Origin of the sequence: Pedobacter sp. ASV12 (genome assembly GCF_016429155.1) — a bacterium.
Taxonomy (GTDB): Bacteria; Bacteroidota; Bacteroidia; order Sphingobacteriales; family Sphingobacteriaceae; genus Pedobacter.
Genome location: NZ_JAELUC010000015.1, coordinates 1 through 21396, shown reverse-complemented (window position 1 = coordinate 21396; position 21396 = coordinate 1). Strand labels below are relative to the sequence as shown.

Genomic DNA, 21396 nt, shown 5'->3' with positions numbered 1-21396 from the left:
GATGAAGAATTATATCAAACATCAGGAGTGGCAGATCATTGAAGAGGGATTTGATCCGCATTTGAATAAGATTTCTGAAAGTATTTTTAGCATAGGCAACGGAAGGATGGGCCAACGTGCCAATTTTGAAGAAACTTATACCGGTGAAACCCTGCAGGGCAATTACGTGGCTGGGGTTTACTATCCTGATAAAACCCGTGTGGGCTGGTGGAAAAACGGTTATCCTGAATATTTTGCCAAAGTTTTGAATGCCACCAACTGGATAGGCATTCGTGTTGCCGTAAATGGCGAAGAGCTCGACCTGAATACCTGTAAAGTACTGGAATTCAGCAGGGTACTCGATATGCAATTGGGTACATTAACCCGAAAATTTATAGTCGAACTCAGGAGCGGGAACGTTCTCGGAGTCGAGACCATTCGCTTTTGCAGCCTTGTTGATGATGAAGCAGGAGCCATTTGCTACAGCCTAACGCCACATAATTTTGATGGCCAAATCAGCATCGAATCGAGTTTGGACGGCGATGTGAAAAACCAGGATTCGAACTACGACGAAAAATTTTGGACCGAAATCAGCAAAACCGAGCAACACAGTTTCGCATTGCTGACCATGGAAACCAAGAAAACCGCTTTCTGGGTAAGTTCTGGTATTTATACCGAAATCCATCAAAACGGAGCCCCACTAAACCTGAAACCCAAATTTGTGAGTAAGGAAAAGTATGTGGCCCAGCAATTTACGGTTGATGTGAAAAAAGGAGAAACCACTTCCGTTTACAAATATGCCGTTAACCTCTCGTCAGAGAACTATGCTAAAAATAAAATAGAAGAAGCTGCTGTTCAGGCTCTTCAAAAGATAGTGGCCAAGGGTTTTGACCTCATGCGCCAAGAACAGGCACAGGCCTGGGCTGGCAAATGGCAGAACGGAGACGTGGTAATTGAAGGCGACGTAGCCGCACAACAGGCCATCAGGTTTAATATTTTTCAGCTGCACCAAACCTATACCGGCGAAGATGCCCGGCTAAATATCGGCCCGAAAGGCTTTACCGGCGAAAAATACGGTGGCTCCACCTATTGGGACACCGAAGCCTACTGCCTGCCCTTTTATTTGGCAACGGCGCCACAGCAGGTAGCCGAAAACCTGCTCATCTATCGTTACAGACAATTGGATAAAGCCATAGAAAATGCCGAAAAGCTCGGTTTTAAAAACGGCGCGGCTTTATACCCGATGGTAACCATGAACGGCGAAGAATGCCATAACGAGTGGGAAATTACCTTTGAAGAAATCCACCGCAATGGCGCGATTGCCTTTGCCATTTTCAATTACAGCCGTTACACCGGCGACCAGAGCTACCTGGCTAAATATGGTTTAGAGGTGCTCATCGGCATTGCCCGCTTCTGGGCACAGCGCGTAAACTGGAGCATCGAAAAAGAACGCTATGTCATGTTGGGCGTAACCGGACCAAACGAGTACGAAAACAACGTCAACAATAACTGGTACACGAGCACGATGGCCACCTGGTGCTTAAAATATACCATAGAGGCCATTGAATTGGTAAAAGGTATGGACCGTGTTCTGCTAAATGAGCTGTTTGCCAAAACCAATTTCAAGGAACAGGAAGAAACCAGCCACTGGCGCGAAATCATTGAGCTGATGTTTTACCCGGTTGATGAGCAGCTAGGCATTTTCTTGCAACAGGATGGTTATTTAGACAAGGAGCAGGTACTGGTCAAAGACTTGCCTGCCACCGATAGGCCTTTGAACCAAAAATGGAGCTGGGACAGGATTTTAAGGTCCTGCTTTATCAAACAAGCCGATGTTTTGCAGGGAATTTACTTTTTTGAAGAAGACTACGACCTCGAAACCATCAGAAGAAATTATGATTTTTACGAACCGCGCACCGTGCACGAGAGTTCTTTATCGCCTTGCGTACATGCCATTATTGCCGCCAAACTGGGCGATTTAGACAGGGCTTACGAATTTTACCTGCGTACTTCGCGCTTGGATCTGGACGATTACAATAACGATACCGAAGATGGCTTGCACATTACCTCTATGGCTGGTACCTGGCTGAGCGTGGTCGAAGGCTTTGGTGGCATGCGCGTTAAAGAGGGAGCTTTGCATTTGCATCCGATATTGCCTCAAAAATGGACGTCTTATGCTTTTAAGATAGGCTTTAGGCAGGCTACGATTACGGTAAAGGTAAGCGATAAGCAGGTAAGGCTACGCAACGAAAGCAACACCAGCGTTGAAATCTATGTTTTTGGCCAAGCGCATCAGCTGCAGGCCAACAGTAATTTAGTATTGCATACTTAAACCAACTCCCTTGAAAAACGTTATCAAAATAGCCGTGTTCTTGGTCCTTGTTACTGGACTGTGCGCTTGTATACGTCAAAATAATTTGCAGATGTTAGACCCGAACCAAACGACTTCAGAAAAGCTCGAGAACCGAAAAATAGTCATTTACCAAGCCTTGGTACGCTATTTTGGCAATCAGAATACCACCAACAAATTTTATGGCTCGATGACAGAAAATGGCGTGGGCAAGTTTAACGACATCAGCGAACAGGCCTTAAAAGCGCTTAAAAAACTGGGGGTAAATTACGTTTGGTATACCGGAGTAATCGAGCATGCCACCATGTCTGATTATTCGAAGGCGGGGATTAAGAATGATGATCCCGACATTGTGAAAGGCAAGGCGGGTTCGCCCTATGCCATTAAGGATTATTACGATGTAGACCCTGATTTGGCGGTTGATGTGCCCAATAGAATGGCCGAATATGAAAGCCTGATTAAACGAACCCACGATCAGGGCTTAAAAGTACTGATGGATTTTATTCCCAACCATGTAGCCAGAACCTATCATTCGGATGCCAAGCCAGCCAACGTAATCGACTTGGGTGCCCAAGACGACAAAAGCAAAAGCTTTGATCCCAACAACGATTTTTACTACATCCCCAATCAGCATTTCGTGGTGCCAACGGGTTATCAGCCGGGTGGCGGAGGTTATGAAAACCCGCTAAAGGATGGGAAATTCGACGAGTTTCCGGCAAAAGCTACCGGCAACAACGTGTTTAGCGCTAGTCCCAAACTCGACGATTGGTTCGAAACCATCAAACTCAATTATGGTGTAGATGTACAGCAAAACAATGCCAAGCATTTTGTGCCCCATCCGCCCGTTTGGAAAAAAATGCGCGATATTCTGGCTTTTTGGGCTTCGAAGGGTGTTGATGGCTTTAGGTGCGACGTAGCCGAAATGGTACCTGTAGAATTCTGGAGCTGGGCCATCAGCGATTTGAAAAAGAAATATCCAAATCTTGTTTTTATCGGCGAAGCCTACGACCGGAACGAGTATAAAAACTTTCTGCTCAATGGCAAATTCGATTACCTGTACGATAAAGTTGGCTTGTACGACGGATTGAAACGCCTGATGATGAACGACGAGAAAGCCACGGTAAAAGACATCACCTTGGTTTGGCAGCAAGAAAGCAAGGGCTTTAGCCAACACATGTTGCGCTTTTTAGAAAACCACGACGAAACCCGGATTGCTTCCAAGGCATTTGCTGCAAACCCGTGGTATGCCGTGCCGGCCATGGTGGTTACCGCTACCTTGTCAACTGGCCCCGTAATGATTTACAACGGCCAGGAAGTAGGTGAGCCTGCCCATGGTGCCGAAGGCTTTGGTGGCGACGACGGACGCTCTACCATATTCGATTATTGGGGATTGCCTCAGCACCAAAAGTGGATGAACAATGGCCTGTTCGACGGGGGCAAGCTCAATGCCGAAGAAAAGCGCTTACGCGAATTCTACAGCAAGTTGCTTAACCTGGTGCAACAAAACGAAGCCATTAGCAAGGGCAGTTTTTATGAATTGTTGCAGGCCAATAAAGATTCAGCCGGATTTAACGATAAAGTTTACGCCTACCTGCGCTACACCGAAAACAAACAAGTGTTGATCATAGCCAATTTTAACAGAAGCGAAAGCCAATTGCTGGTCAGGTTTCCAAAAGACGTACTGGATGCCTTTCACCTAAATGGCAAATCAACAACCTTTAAAGACCTGTTGTCGGGCACCGAATTTAAAGCCGCAAACATGGATAACGGACTGCAGTTGAAAATGCCAGCCACGAGTGCGGCCATACTGGAGTTCTAATTGCGACTACCTAAAAACCTAACCAAATAAACCAACCCAATGAACCACAAAACATTAACCGAAAATCCAAAACTGTCTCTCGTGCAGATCATCAACATGAGCGTAGGCTTTTTTGGCATCCAGTTTGGCTGGGACCTGCAACGCGCCAATATGGGCCGTATTTACGAAAACCTGGGGGCTAATGCCGACCAAGTGCCTTTATTGTTCTTGGCTGCGCCTTTAACCGGGCTGATTGTGCAACCCATTATCGGTTACTTGAGCGATAAGACGTGGCATCCGCATTGGGGGCGCAGGAGGCCATATTTCTTTATCGGTGCATTGATCAGCAGTATCGCCTTGATTTTTATGCCACACAGTAGTACCTTATGGATGGCTGCGGGTTTGTTATGGGTATTAGATGTATTTGGCAATATTGCCATGGAACCTTTCCGTGCCTTTGTAACCGACAAACTGCCCGATAGTCAGGTAAACCGTGGCTTTATCATGCAAAGCCTCATGATTGGTTTGGGTGGAAGCGTGGCTTCGTCGTTGCCTTGGGTAATGAACAATATTTTCCACCTTACCAATACCGCCTCGCCAGGCAATATTCCAGAAAACGTAAAGTTCTCTTTTTACCTGGGGGCGTTTTTCTTCTTTGCAGCGGTGCTGTATACGGTTTTAACCACAAAAGAATATCCGCCTTCAAGCAAAGCAGAAACTACTTCAGAAAGTAAAGGTTTGGGTTCGGGGCTGCGCGAAATATTTCATGCCTTGGCCAATATGCCCAAGCGGATGCGTGTAGTGTCGTTGGTGCAGTTTTTTACCTGGCCAGGCCTGTTCCTCATGTGGTTTTATTACACAACTGCCGTGGCGGTAAACGTATTTGGCGGTAAAGATGCCAGCGATCCGGTTTATGCGCACGGCGCCGACTTTGGCAGCCTCACCTTGGCTTATTATAGCGTGGTTACCTTCTTGTTTGCCTTGTTGTTGCCTAAAATTGCCGATCTGCTGGGGCGTAAAACCACCCATGCGCTTTGTCTGCTTTGCGGTGCGCTGGGCCTCATTAGTGTAGCTTGGGTGCACGACAAAAACATGCTGTACCTCTGCATGACCGGTGTGGGCATTGCTTGGGCCAGTATCCTGTCTATGCCTTATGCCATGCTCAGCGGTTCTTTGCCCAAAGATAAAGTGGGGATTTACATGGGCATCTTCAACTTCTTTATCGTATTGCCTGAGATTATAGCCTCATTGGGCTTTGGCTGGCTCATGAAAAACGTACTGCACAACGATAGGCTTTTGGCCGTTCAATTAGGGGGTGCACTGATGATTTTGGCGGCGGTTATCTGCTATGTTTTTGTAAGGGAGCCCAAGCGTACCGACGAAGTTCTGGCCAATAGATTGGAAGTAGAAGAGGGACGCTCGGTGTAAAAATCACACGACTTGTAAAAACCTCAAAAAAATGGAGGATAACTAAGGGATTTTTAATATGTTTATCCTAGTTCCTTGTTGCTTTTGTTGGCGTTCTTTGTCAACAGGCCGACAAGGATGAGCGTTAAATTTGTTGGCAAGGAGCGCCAACGGCCAATATTATTCAAAATAAAGAATAGGATTGGTTTTAATTGGGAAACGAAGATAAACTTATGGAAGAAGAACTGAACAAAGAAGAAAAAGAAACGCCAGTAATTGCTACAGAACATATTGAAGATGATATTATTCAGCACCTGAATAACCCTGTTACCAGTTTAAAGCCTATCGTCAAACAATACCTCACTGCCATCGTTGAGGTCAAAAAAGAAGACAACAGGTTTTATTTTTCAGATGGAAATGCGCGGGTAGAAGTGAGGGTAGTGAGCGACGAGATTATCCGGGTAAGAATGGCACCTCACAGTGTTTTTCTCGACGATTTTTCTTATGCCGTACCTCAGGTAGATCAACGCGTGAGCACTTTCAGGCTCGAAGAAACCGACGAGGACTACCTGATTGCCACCAATACCGTTACCTGCAAACTGAACAAGGAAACCTTTCATATCTCATTCCTCGACAATCACACGAGTATGGTGATGAGCGAAGACAGTTCGCCGATGCACTGGGAAGAAAACGTTGAGTTTGGCGGCTATTACGTATTCGCTACCAAAAATTGCCTGCCCGAGGAGAATTTCTTTGGCTTGGGCGATAAATCGGGCAATATGAACCTACGGGGACGTAAATTCCAGAACTGGAATACCGATGCCTACTCTTTTGGCTGGGATCAAGATCCGCTTTACCGTACCATTCCGTTTTATATCGGCGTACATCAAGGGGCCTCTTATGGCATCTTTTTCGATAATACTTTCCGCTCTTATTTCGATTTTGGCAAGGAAGACCACCTGAAAACCAGTTTTTGGGCCGACGGCGGAGAACTGCAATACTATTATATCCACGGGCCACACATGATGGATGTGGTAAAACGCTACCAAAGCTTAACCGGTACGCATAAATTGCCACCAAAATGGGCTTTGGGCTATCACCAATGCCGTTGGAGCTATTACCCAGAATCTAAGGTAAGGGCAATTGCCGAAGGCTTCAGGGAACGCCAAATTCCTTGCGATGCCATTTATCTGGATATCGACTACATGGATGGCTATCGTTGCTTTACCTGGAACAAAAAGTATTTTCCAGATCCTAAAAAAATGATCAAGGACCTGGCAAGCATCGGGATGAAAACCGTGGTGATGATCGATCCGGGAATTAAAGTAGACGATAATTACTGGGTGTTTAAGGAAGGCAAGGAAAACAATTATTTCTGTCGCCGAAGTGACGATTACTTTATGGAAGGCCACGTTTGGCCGGGTCGTTGCCAATTCCCTGATTTTACCAATCCAACGGTAAGGCAATGGTGGGGCGGGCTGTACAAAGAGCTGGTTGATTTGGGCGTAGCCGGGTTTTGGAACGACATGAACGAGCCGGCCGTGTTTGGGGCCGGTACTTTCCCTAACGATGTTCGACATAATTTCGATGGCTATCGCGGATCGCACCGCAAAGCGCACAACATTTACGGTATGCAAATGGTACGTTCAACCTACGACGGTTTGAAAAAACTGATGCGCAACAAACGTCCCTTTACCATCACCCGGGCAGGCTATTCTGGCGTACAACGCTACGCCTGTATATGGACCGGTGATAACGTGGCCACCTGGGAACACCTCAAACTGGGCAATATCCAGTGTCAGCGTATGTCTATTTCTGGTGCTCCGTTTATCGGAACAGATATCGGCGGTTTTAGTGGCGAGCCCGATGGCGAGTTGTTTACCCGCTGGATCCAGCTGGGCACTTTCTCGCCGTTTATGCGGGCACACTCGGCCGGCGATACCTCCGAGCGCGAACCTTGGAGCTTTGGCGAACCCTTTACCAGCATCAACCGTAAATTTATCGAGTTGCGCTACCGCCTAATGCCATACATCTATTCGGTGTTTTGGGAGCATCATCGCTATGGTTTCCCAATTTTGAGGCCATTGGCCATGCTCGAGCAGGAAAATATCGGCAACCACTTCCGTCAGGATGAATTTACCTTTGGCGATAAGCTGTTGGTTTGTCCGGTATTGGAACAAGGCGCCACTTCGCGGGTTGTATACCTGCCTAAAGGCCAATGGTACAATTTCTGGACGCACGAATTGCTCAACGGAGGCAACGAGTACGATATTGAAGCCCCTTTAGAAGACATGCCGCTGTTTGTTCGGGCAGGCTCGGTATTGCCCGAATATCCAGTGATGCAATATGTGGGCGAAAAACCGATAGACGAGGTTTGGCTCAACATCTACTATGCCGATTATGAGGTCAATTCGTTTATGTTCGAAGACCATGGCGATACTTTTGCCTATGAACAGGATATCTACCTGGAAAAGAAATTTGTGGTAAAAGGCGATGGCCATAATCTTTTTATCGAGCAGGTTGTAGAAGGTTTGTACACCCCGAATTATGAATTGTATGATTACAATGTAATCGGACTGCCTTTTGAAGTAGCCAAGGTTTTTGCCGACGATAAGGAAATCACCGATTTTTATTTGGATGAGCGCAAGCGATTGAGATTTAAATCGAACAAAAACTTTATCCATATCAAGATTATTGGTGCTTAAGGAGTAATTATTTAATGGCTGATACTGTTATATTGTAAAATGGAGATACTTAAATTCTAACAAAGAACAATTAACCACCCCAAAAACCAGATATGGCCGGCACTAAAAAAAATACCAAGGGTAAAGGAAAGTCATCCCCTAAAGAAAAAGTACTGGATGCTTTTAAAAGTGTTTGGGCCTACAGCTTGTTTACCGAATTTGATGTTTCGCTGTTTTTGCTGGGCAAGCATTTCCGTTTGTACGAGAAAATGGGGGCACACCTTTGTACCGTAAACCAGGTGGCTGGTACCTATTTTGCCGTATGGGCGCCTAATGCACAACAGGTTGCCGTAATGGGCAATTTTAATGGTTGGAGTAGGGAAAGCCATCCGTTAAATAAACGCTGGGACGAATCGGGTATTTGGGAAGGTTTTATTCCGCATGTAGCTAAAGGCGAAATTTATAAATATTACCTCAAAGGTTTTGATGGCAGCGATATTGAAAAAGGCGATCCCTATGCGCTGCGCTGGGAACACCCGCCACAAAAGGCTTCTATTGTTTGGGATGTCGACTACAGCTGGAAAGACAAAGCTTGGTTAAGGAAAAGGCCCAAACTCAATGCGCTTAACCAGCCGATTTCGGTTTACGAATTGCATTTGGGTTCTTGGCAACGCGATCCAAGCAACCCTGAAAGGGTATTAAGCTATGGCGAAATTGCCAATACGTTAGTGCCTTATATTTTGGAAATGGGCTTTACCCATGTAGAGCTGATGCCTATCATGGAATACCCCTACTATCCATCCTGGGGTTATCAGGTTACCGGCTATTTTGCCGCAAGTTCCAGGCATGGCGCGCCACAAGATCTCATGTACCTGATCGACCAGTTGCACCAGCATCATATTGCGGTTATTTTAGACTGGGTGCCTTCGCATTTTCCTGGCGACGCCAACGGTTTGTTTAATTTCGACGGAACGCACCTGTTTGAACATGCCGATATGCGCAAGGGCTTCCATCCCGATTGGAAATCGTACATTTTCAATTACGACCGTAACGAAGTACGTTCTTTTCTCATTAGTAATGCCTTGTTTTGGTTAGAAAAATACCATGCCGATGGTCTGCGTGTTGATGCTGTGGCTTCGATGCTCTATTTCGATTTTTCGAGAACACCCGAAGAAGCCGGAACCAATGCATATGGCGGCAGCGAGAACTTAGGCGCCATTAGCTTTTTGAAAGACCTGAACGAAGCCGTTTATGGCAATTATCAAGGTGTGCAGACCATTGCAGAAGAAAGCAGCACTTTTGATGGGGTAACCCGGCCGGTGTTTGCAGGTGGCTTGGGTTTTGGCATGAAATGGATGATGGGTTGGATGAACGACACCCTAAAGTACTTCAAAAATGATCCCATTAACCGGAAATACCATCATCACCAACTAACTTTTAGCATTTCGTATGCCTTTAGCGAGAATTTTATGCTGCCCTTTTCGCATGATGAGGTAGTGCATGGCAAATCTTCTATGATTTACAAAATGCCCGGCGATGAATGGCAAAAATTTGCCAACCTGAGGGCCTTGTATGCCTACATGTTTACGCATCCGGGAACCAAGCTGCTGTTTATGGGCAACGAATTTGCGCAAACCAACGAATGGAATTTTAATGAATCGCTCAATTGGGATTTGTTGCAATATGCGCCACATGCCGGCATGCAAAAGCTGGTGAAGGCTTTGAACCGGCTTTACCGCTCAGAACCGGCGCTTTATCAATATCATTTTTCTTACGAAGGTTTTGAATGGATCAATGCCGACGATATGGATCAATCTGTATTTACGTATTGCAGAAAAGGCTCCAAGCCTAAAGATACCTTGCTGGTGGTGCTGAACCTTACGCCGGTATACCGCGAGAATTTTAGGGTCGGTGTGCCTGCAAAGGGCAAATGGAAGGAAATATTCAATACCGATGCGTCCGAGTTTTACGGAAGCGACCAGCTTAATCCAAAAGCCATAGCTACGGAAAATATAGATTGCAACCACCGCAAACAGTCGATAGCGATTAATTTGCCACCATTGGGAGCTGCTATTTTTAAAAAAGAAACAGGAGCCGATGCCAAAAAGAATACTTGAGTTTAAAAAGAACAACAAGGGCGAATGGTATGTGCTTTTGCCCGAATGGAAAGGCGATCCTGATGATTTGCAGCTGGTGGAGGGTGCCGATCAATGGTTGGAGCTTTTAAGCCATAAAGGTACTGCCTTAAAACTTTGGCTGGCCGACGAACAATTCGAAAACGCAGCCATCTTAACACTGTTGCACGCTCGTGAAGCTAATTTAGGTGGCGGTGGCGATTATTACCTGGAAACCTATCAAGGCAAAAAAGTTGGATTGAAACTCTGGCTCTGCGAAGTAACCCGCTTTGTTTTTAATGATTTGCCCCAAAAGATTTATTTTTTGGAAGTCTCACGTACCTAAGAGAGGTTAAGATTATTATAGTTAATTAGCTTTTTGAAATTTGCTAAGGTTTCTTAGGTGGTGAAAATGATGCTTAGCTATTATTTTTTTACCACCTCAGACACCTAAGAGAGGCTAAGGTGTTTAGAATTTGGTTGTTTGGATTTTGACTTGCCTAGGTGTTGGAGATGGTGCTTGTGCAATCTATGCTCTTTTTTTTCTGAACCAAATCAAAGCGATTGTCATCAGAAGAACCAAGACGCCAATACCTGTAACCCATGGCCAACGGAACGGTGTTGCCAAATTTATTTGTTGATCAGTGCCCATATAAATCAGGCTATCCCAATAATAAGGCAAATACAGTGCATCGTTGTGTTGAGGCATTTGCAACCAGTCTAGTTTGGCTCGATGCAAAGCCTGCCCATTGTTTTCTCCGTTTAATAGGTTCTTATAAAAGTTGCAGGTGATAACCGAAGCGGCCACATCGTTTACGTTCCATAAGCCGGCAATGGTAGCCGATGTGCCAATGGCGTTAAAGCCCCTCGATAAACTGATTATACCTTCGCCATTGGCCAACAAGCCATCGGCGGTTCTACAAGCGCTTAATACCACTAATGAAGGTGCTTTTTGTTGGGCAGTCAGTTCGAACAGAAACAATTTTTCTGGACCAAAATCGAGCGTAGGTTCTTGGTTTGTGCCCGATAGATAGGCATGGGTGCCGATATGTAATACCTGATTACGTCCAAATTCTTTTTTAAAGCTTTTCGCATTGGCTTGTTCGTTAAACAAAAATCGGCCCCTGATCAGTTTTTTTAGGCCATCAGCCTCAGCCTGTACTGCTTTTAGAGGGGCATTGTTGGTTTGTTGATGTGTAATAAAAAAGCCTGCAAAGCCCTCTTGCTTGTTTTTTTTCGCATTGGCGCTTAAGGTCTGGAGCGAAAAAGCATAGGTAATGGTGTTGTTCTTGATCAAAAATGGCCAGGCCGAAATGTTTGGGCTGTATTGATTGTTGGTGAGCAATCCATCAAAAGAAACATAGCCCAAAATCCCATCTGGAATAATGGTTAGGCTTTCGCCTTTGTTTAAATGAACCCCTTGCAGTATGGTTTTGTAAAGCTGATAAGAAGCCAAATAGAATGCTCTGGGCGAGTTGAGCATCGCATTTGGCCCATGTTGGAAATAAGTGTTGACATAGGTTTGGATGGCCAGCTTGACTTGAGGTGCATCGGGCAGGGACTGCACCGAATTGATTTGGCCGTTGCCCATATCGAGAAGATAAATGGCCTGTTCGCCTACAAAATATTCCAGCGTTCTTTGGGTTGGCAAGGAGGTTGCAAATGCTGGGCTGGCCGTTTGCAGTTGCCGATATTTTTGTTGCAATTGTTTGTTGATCAGGGCTAAATCATACTTAAGCCCCGCAATATGCTGGCTGGCCGATGCAATGCCTTCCAGCTCCTGTTTTTCCTGATAGGTAATGGCCAGCTCGAGGTTTCGTTTTTTGACAAAAAGCGAATCCTTTTGGTTAAGCCCCATCAATTGCTGGTTGCGCCTGATTTGGTCTAGCAACGTTCGGCTTTTGCTCTGTTCTGCAAAAATCAGGATTTCGCGCAGCAAATATTTTTCGTGGGTTTGCTGGTAAAGCTGGTAGCTGATTTCGATTCCTTTTTCGGCTGTGTTTTTCAAATCGGCCTGTAAACGCTCCTTGGTCTGGTCGTCGGCAAATTCATTTCTTATTTTATCGCCGGCCAACAAAGCCAGCTTCATATATTTGATGGCCAAATCAGCCTGCTTAAGCTGTTGATGCGCCATGGCAAGCTGTTCAAAAACCTCCATCACCCGGTTATCGCCATAAATCCTTTGCGTAATGAGGTTGTTGCTGCCGTCTTTTATTTTTAAGGTGAGTAGTGTTTTGTCGAAAAATTGGATGGCTTGTAAGGGTTGTTGTTGCTGTAATTTCAATCGCCCCCTTTGGGTAAACAGATTGGCCTTTTCCCTGAGCCATTTGTTGGGGTAATAGCGGTTGAGCAAATCAATTGCCTTCGAAAGATAGGCATCGGCCTTTTGGGGCTGATTCAAGGCCATATAGATATTGCCGGCAGTGGAAAATGAGCTTGCCAGCCAATAGGCACTCTCGGCAGTGAGGTTTTGCCGTTGGGCACTGATGTTGGCTTCGATCAGCTGGGCAGCTTTCTGGTATTCCTTTCTCTCGAAAAATATACCAGCCAAAACGTTGCGTAAAACCACTCGTGTTTGGGCATCTTTGGCGGCTAGTTTCAGGCCTTCGCCAACGTTTTTTTCGGCTTCGGCCAAATTGCCCATTGATTGGTAGCAAATGGCCATGTTGCCGTACATGGAGGCTATGTCTGTTGGAGGATATTGATTTTTGAGCTGAAAATTGAGGGTTCTGCGTTGCAGGTAGAGCGCCCGTTCGTAGTCGCCCAGGCGGGTGTAGTTGTTGCTTAAAGGCTTTAAAGTGTAGTCGACAATTTCATAGTCGACCACTTCGTTTTTCAAATAATAGGCAAAAGCCGATTCGTAACTGTTGATGGAACCTAAGATATTGCCGGTTAACAATTGATGGTAACCCTGCACATTCAGCAGATCTAAATAGGCAAAATGTTCGGTTTGGTTTTTAGCCTTGCGCCACAGCTTGGCCTGGGTTTGCAAGAGGAAGGTCAGGTTTGCCTGCGGATTGTTTTTGGCATACTCCAGCCGCTCGTAAATCCACCCGCTTAAATCATTGGCCTTTTGCAACGAATCCAAACGGATATCCAATGACTTGTTTTGCGCCAAAACAGTGAATTGCGCTCCGAAAAACAGAAGGAAAAAGCTAAAACTTAAAAAAACTGAGCGCATAAAAGGTTTGCATTTCAGCTAATTTAATGATTTTATTGCGGAGTTGATGGCTCATGGTTTTAGGCTGATAACCGATCAAGTTATACAAAAACCTAATCCGCTAATTGGCTTAGCAAAGTCATGATGCAGCTATTGGGCCAACAAACTCATCTAGAACTTCCAGGTTACATAGCTCGCCATGCGGTTATTGTTGGTTTTGGGGTCGTAAAGATAGCGGAACCCGATAGATGGACCTACGCGCACCAAACCAAATTGCACATCGGCAAACAGGGAAGCATTCAAGTCGGAGAAATGCTTTTTGCTCGAGTTGGCTATCCTGTCTAAATTAAGCTTGCCTACACCGTTGGCGGCGGTAAGGTTGTATCGTAGTTCGTCGATATCCTTATCGTACAGGTTAAGCGAAACCAAGGCCCCTGCACCTGCGCCTACATATTTATTCAGGTTATAACGCACCTGTAAAGGCACTGCGTTAATGGTTATTACTTTTTTGGTTTTGTAATAGTCTTTTTTGTCTATGCGGTAGGGGGTATTGTTGATGACTGTATCTTTTGCGGTGGTGGTAGAGCTAACCAGGTAGGTGTTTTCTTTAAAGGTGTTGAGGAAGATCTCGACCTGCCAATAGGTACGATGAGGCGCATAAGGTGCCAAACTTGCCCCGATTACGATGTTTTTGCTGTTCAGGAAGTTTTGGTTGTTCGTTTCAAAAGGAAGGCCATAGCCTAAAATAATGCCGGGTGAAAGTCCCATTTTGAAGCGCCCCACGGCCCTGTTGGTATAGATAGGTTCGTTTTTGTCGAAAACAATAGCCGCGCCGCTCTTGATGGGTAGTTTTTCGGGCTTTTCCTTGAACCTGATCTTGTATTCGACAAAACCCATGGTCGAATCGGCGTCGTTAACCCCTTTCTGGTCGAGGCCGGGCAGGTAGATGTTGCTAAATACAAAATGTACGCTGTCTGTGCCCTTCAGCACTTTGAGGCAACTCTGCCCGCTATAAGCCGAATCGCAGGTAATTACTTCGGGTTTGGTTTGGGTAACTTTTAACGTAGCCGGATCAAAAACCGAAGCCACGTTGACGGCCACATCAACCTTTTTAGCCGGTCCCTTGCCGGTATTTTGGAAACGGATTTTATAAGTAAGTTCCCGGCTTTTACTGGTAAGGCGGTAATTCATCCTGCTTTTTCGCAGTACCATTTTGTTGGGATCATGCGAAGCCACGATTTGGAGTTCCAGGTTAAAGAACTCTTTTTCTACCAGTGGATTATCCGGAATAAACACAGCCGAAAGGCGAACAACGGCATTGGTGTCTTTCAACATTTCTGCGGTAGTTTTGAACTCAAGAAAGAGAAAGCGTTCCTCATCGGTTTTCAGGCCTTCAAAGCGCCAGCCTACTTGGTTTTTAAAATCTTTGGCTTTGTCTTTAAAAAGTACCTGATCTGCTTTGGGCAAGGTCAGTTCTGGGTTTGCCGAAGCGTAATAAACAGGCGTTTTGTTTTTTTGCGGTAGGTAGGCTGTTTGCATCATCGGTTTCAGATCGGCCTTTTGCTCCCCAAAATAAGTCCGGGCTTCGGTCAGTACAAAATTGTTGTTGCTAAATTCGCGGTCGTTGTACAAAATTGCCAAGGTACCGTTCAGGTTGGGCTGCCCGTTGCTGGCTTTGTTTCTGTAGCCAAAAACCAACATCATGTCGTCGCCGGGCTTGGGCATGGCATTGCTTTTAAGTTCAATGCTGCCTCCCATTTTAAAAAAGTTGGGCGTATTCGAAGCCAGCATAGGTTTGCCACCGCCACTTGGTTTGGTTGGTTTAATCGGTCTAGGCCTGGTTGGCGGATGTTTGCCATCGTCGTAGTTGTTGGTGGCAAACAATCGAACCATGGTGGGATTCGAAGAATTATAGATATGAAGAGGGTCTTTTTCGAAACTGAATCCACCATCGCCAAATTCCCAGAAATAGGTATAGAAAGGAGCAGGGGCGCCCGAAATCGGTCTTAAAGGCCTGAGTTCGGCACTGAATTTGGTTACGCCGTTTTCTGTGGTATAATTGATTTTGGCCGGTACGGTATCGCTGGGCAACACCTGCGCCTGTACTACATGGAAGCCTAAAAAAACAAAGATGGAAAGAAGAAGCGTTTTCATGAGTACTAAATTTATAGATTTTTATCCGAAATAACGAAATGGCAAAAAAAGATGAAGCGCGCATTCGGCTCCATCTTCCTTGTTAAAAATTGGGGTAATAGATTCTTAGTAATTGTTTAAGCCATTGATGGCTTGTTGTATTTGGCTTTCGCTAGTTTCTGCCAAGGTAAGCGTAATGCTTTGGTTGGCCACAATAGTGGTTTCCTGTTCGGCATAGTAGTATTTGCCATCTTTGATCGCGAATGACAGGTATTTGCCTTGTACGCCAACCGGCATAGAATTGTCGTAGCTTTTTACCTTGTTCAGACCGTCGGTGGTATACAGCTGGGCCACTACGTTGCTGCCTTTGGCACAGAAGAATACAAAGGTTTCGCCGGCATAGCCTCTAAATGTTGCCAGGTTGCCCGGATTGTTGACCAAGGTTACACGCGTAGTGGTTTTAGGGTTGCTATAGCTGTAAAACACATCACAGTTGATCCAGCCCAGGTTGCCCATGTCGAAAGTAAAGGCTTCGGCTGCTGCGGTCACATCTACTTTTACGCCAACGCCATTGGCTTGCGGGGCTGGCGCCTGCCAGGCCATCTGGTTGTCTTGGCCTACTTTTTCAACACCTTCCCAAAGTTGGGTAACACCGGTTCTTTTGGCCGGAATAGAAACCCTGATGGGAATGGCCAAGGCTTGGTCTGCTTTAGTGCCATTAACCATGGCATTCAAATAGATAAAGCCATCTGAAGCCAAAGGCGCACCGCTGATGTGATTGGTGTTCATGCCACCAAATACTACATCGCTTCTTTTGAGTACTTCCATGGCGCTAATGGTCATTTCGCCGGTTACGGCCACGCCACCTAACTTGATGGCCCCTGCCGGAATGGTAATCTTGGTGCCACCTGGCAAAGTAAAGGTGTTCTCCACATTGCCCATTACTTTTCTGCCCTGCATTTGGGGGCCATACAATGCAGTAAATTCTTTGGCCGAGTAGGCCGCATTGCCACTGTTGTTTTTGTCTTTCTTACAGGCTGCCGCAAACAAAATGATAAGGGCAACTATTGCGTAGGTTAGGTTTAGCTTTTTCATGATCTTTGATTTTATAATTTCGCTTACTCTCTTCAGGCTTTTCAGCAAACGCCGTTCATCAGGTTTGAGGAGAGATAAAGCCGTCGCAGAAAATGTTACCCCATTATTTTCATTTTTTTTTCCGCAATGCGCAAGAAAGAGTAATTTAGGCTAGCAAACCTCCTAAAAAGCAGTTCAAATGGCCAAAACAGTACATCCAGATCAGCGTTATCTTTTGGCATTGCTCAACAACGATGCCCAGCTGATCAACGAAATCTATAAGAAATGTGCTGGGAAAGTAAAATCGTTTGTGTGCTTTAACAATGGCGATGCCAACGATGCCGAAGATATTTTTCAGGAGGCTCTGGTTGATGTATATAACCAGGCCAAATACAAGGGATTGGAGCTTACCTGTCCGTTCGAGCCCTTTCTTTTGCTGGTCTGTAAACGTAAATGGCTCAACGAACTGAAAAAAAGAGCTGTCTTACCGGTAACAAAAGAAGAAGACAGTTTATTACATATCGGCGAAGATACATTTGAACAAGCAGAACAGCTTGAAAAGCAGCAAGAACAGTCGAAATTGTTTTTAAAAGCCTTCGAAAAGCTGGGTGAGCGTTGCCAGGAAATCATCAGGTGGAGCTTAAAAGGCGAGGCACAGGAAAAAGTGGCCGAAGCATTGGGTGTAACCTATGGCTATTTGCGCAAAAAGAAATCGGAATGTATGGCAAGCCTGATGAAATTAGTTCAGCTTAATAAATAAAGAGATGGCCGAAGATAAAATAACATGGACAGCCCGTTTTGTAGAGGGAGATTTAAGCGAAGCCGAAATGGCTGAGTTTGAAGCCCAATTACAAACCGATGCCGAACTGCAGCAACATTTGGAAAATTACAGGCAATTGCAACAAAACTTGCGGCAGCAGTTGGCACCAGATGCCGTTCGCGAAGCACTCCAGCAAACTTTGGGCAAGTTGAACAGTCAGTATTTCGGACACGAAACCCAAGTACTTTCGCTAAAGCCAATCATCAAATGGGCCAGTGGCATAGCAGCGGTTTTGGCTATAGGGCTGTTTATCTGGGCACCTTGGCGTGGCAATCTTTACCAGCAGTATCATGTGCCGGGACAAATGCTGGTTGCCGAACGGGGTGCTGCCAGCGAGACTGAATTAGACAAAGCCGCTTCTTTTTATAACGATGGCAAATACGCGGAAGCCAAAAGTATACTCGAAAAGCTGTACAGCAAGGATTCTCAAAATGCACAGTTAAGTTATTATTATGCCCAAACCCTATTGGCTACCGGACGGGTAGAACAAGGTCGCGAACTTTTGACGACCGTTTACAATGGAGAATCAGCCTTTAAGTACGATGCGGCCTATGCCATCGCCATGAGTTATTTAAAAACAGGGCAAAAAACCGAATGCAAAAGCTGGCTTCAAAAAATAGCCAAGGGTACTACGCATTATCAAAAAGCAACAGATTTGATACAAAAGCTTTAAAAGCACATTTTGAGTGGTTGCTGCCCCATGCAAGCGCTCGTAATATTTCTTTTAAGTTATTAATTTTAATAATTAAGAAATTTTATCTTTGTGTTTTTCAGGCCGTCACCCGATCGCTTTCGGATCATTTTTGCTATATTTAGCTCTGAATTAACGTGCTCAAAGTCTAATTATGTATTCTAGGTATAATAAACTGCTCAATAGCCATGGTGAAAAAGTCCAATAAGTTATCGAGTTGGTTTATCTCTAAACCGCAGACCTCGGGCTTCATCACTTTTTTCTTGTTGCTCACGCTTATTTCGCTTATCGTACATCAGCGTTATGAATTGTTCAGGGAAAACAAGGAACGCGAGGTTTCGAACATCCTTTATGGAGTTAAGCAAAACCTCGAACAATCGCTTAAAAACAGCTATACGGTAGCCCTTACCTTGGCCCTAACGCTCGACAACAAAGGCGTGCCCGATCATTTCGAAACGGTGGCCGATCAGCTGATCCGTTCCAATCCAGATCTGCAGGCCGTACAATTGGTACCCAATGGGGTAATCAAGTATATGTATCCGATCAAAGGAAACGAGCAGGCTATTAACATCGATCTTTTTAAAAGCCCTCCTCAAACTGTTTTGGAGGTGAGAAAAGCCATTGAAACCAAAAAGATGTATTATCAAGGGCCGGTTAAGCTCAACCAGGGCGGCATGGGCGTGGTAGGCCGACTGCCCTTGTACATCAACAACAAGTTTTGGGGCTTTTCTGCCGTGGTGATCAGGCTGGAGAAATTGTTCAAGAATGCCGGTATCGACAATAAAAAATACGAAAACTACCGGTTCCAATTTTCAAAGATTAATCCGATTACCAAAAAGGAAGAGTTTTTCCTGCCGGTTGATGGGCATTTTTCGTTGGAAAACGCTCATTCGGTAATTTTTCCGGAAGGCGATTGGAAGCTTTATGTGATTAACGTAAATACTTATGGTACCTGGTTTGAACTGGCCTCCGCCATTTTGTTTGGGTTGAGCCTGGCTGTATTATCGAGTTATTTATTGTCGCGGCTGCTCCGCAAACAAACCCAGTTGCAAGACATTGTAAACGACCAGGCCTCGCAGCTGATTAATACCGAAAGCAAGTTCAAAAACATATTCGATAATGCCGCCATTGGTATTGCAAGAGTCGATTCGCGTACCGGACTTATTTTGGAAGTAAACCGCTACCTCTGCAATTTTTTAGGTTACAGCGAAAAGGAACTGATGGATAAGAAGATCAAATCGCTTATCCATATCGAAGACCTGGAAGAAGACGCCAGGCTGTTTAAGCAGTTGCTGGCCGGCAAAATAAGGCAGTTTAGCCGAGAAAAAAGATATTTGTCGAGAGCAGGGCAAATCATCTGGGGCAATGTAATCATTACGCCGCTTTGGGCTGTTGGAGAAGACCCCACCAATCACATCATCATTGTAGAAGATGTGACCAAACGCAAGGCCGAGCAGCAGAGCCTGATCGAATCGCAACAACGCATCGAGTCGCTTATCAATACCATCGACGGTATTGTTTGGGAAGGCGAGCCTGGCTCTCATTCCTGCACTTTTATCAGTCAGAAGGTGAAAGATATTTTGGGTTACACCGTGAGCCAGTGGACCGACAGTCCGAGTTTCTGGTTCGATCACCTGCATCCCGACGATAAGGAATGGGTCAAAGTGTTCAGTGAAAAGGCAACCGCCGAAAGAAGAAAGCACGATTATGAATACCGCATGCTGGCTAACGATGGAAGCGTGGTGTGGATCAGAGATGTGGTTAGTGTAATCGACGAGCCCGGACAACCACTCAAGCTCAGGGGTATCATGATTGATATTACCAATAAAAAACAATCGGAGTCGGCTTTAAGCAAGTCTTTCAACTTGGTGACCGAACAAAATAAACGCTTGCTTAATTTCTCGTACATCGTATCGCACAACCTGCGCTCGCATGCCAGTAACATCCAGGGCATTTCTAGCTTGATTGAAAATGCTAAAAACGATGAAGAACGCGATGAAATGATCCAATTGCTTAAAAGAGTAGCCGGAAACCTGAACGAAACGCTGTTTAACCTCAATAACATTATCAACATTCAAACCAGTATCGATATTGTGGTAGAGCCGCTAAACCTATACGATTATGTGCTCAAGACGCTAGCTACGCAAAATGCGCAGATTTTGGCCAAAGATGCCACCGTGCTCAACAAGGTGAACAGCAATATCAAGATCAATTACAACAAGGCCTATCTCGAAAGCATTTTGCTCAATCTCGTTTCCAATGCCTTGCGATACAGTCACCCAGATCGGAAGCCTGTCATTTCTTTAAGCTGTTTTGAAGAAAACGATCAGCTGGTGCTGCGCGTTTCGGATAATGGCATCGGTATCGACCTTAAAAAGCACGGCGATAAAATATTCGGGATCTACCAAACTTTTAATGGCAATGCCGATGCCCGCGGCTTTGGCCTCTTCATTTCGAAAAACCAAATCGAAGCTATGGGTGGCAATATTGCGGTAGAAAGTGTCGAGAATGTAGGGACTACCTTTAAGATTTATTTCAAGTAGCTTTCAGTTGAAGGTAACTTTAGAACATTTCAACTTTCTAATTTTCTAACTAACTACTCTTTCTTAGGTGCAATTCCTTTATCTACATCCAAGGTATAAGAAGCTTCGCTGGCGTCAAAAGCCTGCCTCAATAAATCGGGATTGGCTTGTTCTTCTTCCAAAGGTTCGTCGTTAAGGTCTAAGCCATTGGCATGGATGTCTCTTTGGCTTTGTTGGTCTTCCGCTTCGCTGTTTTGCGAATCGTCTACTGGAATGTTGTCTGCTGGATTGATCATGATCTTGATTTTTTAATAAAACAGTTGAATAGGAGAGTTGTTTTGGTAAAATTTTAATGTCGGCCATAGCTGATTTTGCTATGACTTTCAGGCCATCTCGTTGCTGTGCCGGACCAAAGCGTCTTGCGAAGGCCTTAATGGATAGATCCATGCCGAAACCATAACAGGCAAGGCATAGGCCCCGATCAAAACCAGGTCTGATGTGGTGGCATAAGAAACGCCCAATGTGTTAAAAAGCAACGTACAGCAAATCGCACCCACAACGGTAATCACAATTCTTATCTTTTGAGTGCCTGTCTCTTATACACATCTAAAAGGGGGGGGGGGGGGGGGGGGGGGGGGGGGGGGGGGGGGGGGGGGGGGGGGGG

General features: G+C 45.3%; 14 protein-coding genes. 9 read left to right on the top strand and 5 right to left on the bottom strand.

All coding sequences use genetic code 11. The annotated features are described in order from the left end of the window. Window position 1: 1 nt before the first annotated feature. From JHD69_RS06095 to JHD69_RS06070, 6 genes are all read left to right on the top strand, one after another. Window positions 2–2311 carry a glycoside hydrolase family 65 protein gene (locus JHD69_RS06095; protein ID WP_199138359.1) on the top strand — a complete coding sequence of 770 codons (2310 nt, stop codon included), beginning with the start codon at window positions 2–4 and terminating at the stop codon, window positions 2309–2311. A 91-nt stretch (window positions 2312–2402) separates the two neighbouring features. Next, a complete protein-coding gene (locus tag JHD69_RS06090; RefSeq protein ID WP_199138357.1) occupies window positions 2403–4148 on the top strand; it encodes an alpha-amylase family glycosyl hydrolase in 1746 nt (581 codons plus the stop codon). 39 nt (window positions 4149–4187) lie between these two features. Beyond that, complete coding sequence (locus tag JHD69_RS06085; RefSeq protein WP_199138355.1) at window positions 4188–5555, top strand: MFS transporter; 1368 nt, start codon at window positions 4188–4190, stop codon at window positions 5553–5555. A gap of 212 nt (window positions 5556–5767) precedes the next feature. Continuing rightward, entirely contained in the window at window positions 5768–8239 is a 2472-nt protein-coding gene (locus tag JHD69_RS06080; RefSeq protein ID WP_199138353.1) for a glycoside hydrolase family 31 protein, read from the top strand. A gap of 92 nt (window positions 8240–8331) precedes the next feature. Beyond that, window positions 8332–10335, top strand: coding sequence for a 1,4-alpha-glucan branching protein GlgB (gene glgB / locus JHD69_RS06075; RefSeq protein WP_199138351.1), 2004 nt, complete (start codon window positions 8332–8334; stop codon window positions 10333–10335). Further along, window positions 10316–10678: a DUF6717 family protein gene (locus tag JHD69_RS06070; protein WP_199138349.1), complete on the top strand. Its 363-nt coding sequence runs from the start codon at window positions 10316–10318 to the stop codon at window positions 10676–10678. The genes glgB and JHD69_RS06070 overlap by 20 nt, the downstream gene beginning before the upstream one ends. 183 nt (window positions 10679–10861) lie before the next feature. On the opposite strand, the gene JHD69_RS06065 is transcribed toward JHD69_RS06070, so the two are convergent. From JHD69_RS06065 to JHD69_RS06055, 3 genes are all read right to left on the bottom strand, one after another. Then, complete coding sequence (locus tag JHD69_RS06065) at window positions 10862–13513, bottom strand: CHAT domain-containing protein (protein ID WP_199138348.1); 2652 nt, start codon at window positions 13511–13513, stop codon at window positions 10862–10864. A gap of 150 nt (window positions 13514–13663) precedes the next feature. After that, window positions 13664–15646: a PKD domain-containing protein gene (locus JHD69_RS06060; RefSeq protein WP_199138346.1), complete on the bottom strand. Its 1983-nt coding sequence runs from the start codon at window positions 15644–15646 to the stop codon at window positions 13664–13666. A gap of 105 nt (window positions 15647–15751) precedes the next feature. Next, window positions 15752–16720, bottom strand: a complete 969-nt coding sequence (locus JHD69_RS06055) for a hypothetical protein (protein WP_199138344.1) — start codon at window positions 16718–16720, stop codon at window positions 15752–15754. Between the two features lie 178 nt (window positions 16721–16898). On the opposite strand from JHD69_RS06055, the gene JHD69_RS06050 reads away from it, so the two are divergent. From JHD69_RS06050 to JHD69_RS06040, 3 genes are all read left to right on the top strand, one after another. Further along, complete coding sequence (locus tag JHD69_RS06050) at window positions 16899–17459, top strand: RNA polymerase sigma factor (RefSeq protein WP_199138342.1); 561 nt, start codon at window positions 16899–16901, stop codon at window positions 17457–17459. Window positions 17460–17463: 4 nt separating this feature from the next. Then, window positions 17464–18192 carry a tetratricopeptide repeat protein gene (locus tag JHD69_RS06045; RefSeq protein ID WP_199138340.1) on the top strand — a complete coding sequence of 243 codons (729 nt, stop codon included), beginning with the start codon at window positions 17464–17466 and terminating at the stop codon, window positions 18190–18192. A gap of 209 nt (window positions 18193–18401) precedes the next feature. Beyond that, window positions 18402–20753 (top strand): sensor histidine kinase, encoded by a 2352-nt coding sequence (locus JHD69_RS06040; protein ID WP_199138338.1) that lies wholly within the window; start codon window positions 18402–18404, stop codon window positions 20751–20753. A 53-nt stretch (window positions 20754–20806) separates the two neighbouring features. Here the strand turns inward: JHD69_RS06040 and JHD69_RS06035 are convergent, their stop codons facing one another. Then, window positions 20807–21028: a hypothetical protein gene (locus JHD69_RS06035; protein ID WP_199138336.1), complete on the bottom strand. Its 222-nt coding sequence runs from the start codon at window positions 21026–21028 to the stop codon at window positions 20807–20809. 87 nt (window positions 21029–21115) lie between these two features. Next, window positions 21116–21301: a hypothetical protein gene (locus tag JHD69_RS06030; RefSeq protein WP_199138334.1), complete on the bottom strand. Its 186-nt coding sequence runs from the start codon at window positions 21299–21301 to the stop codon at window positions 21116–21118. Window positions 21302–21396: the final 95 nt, after the last annotated feature.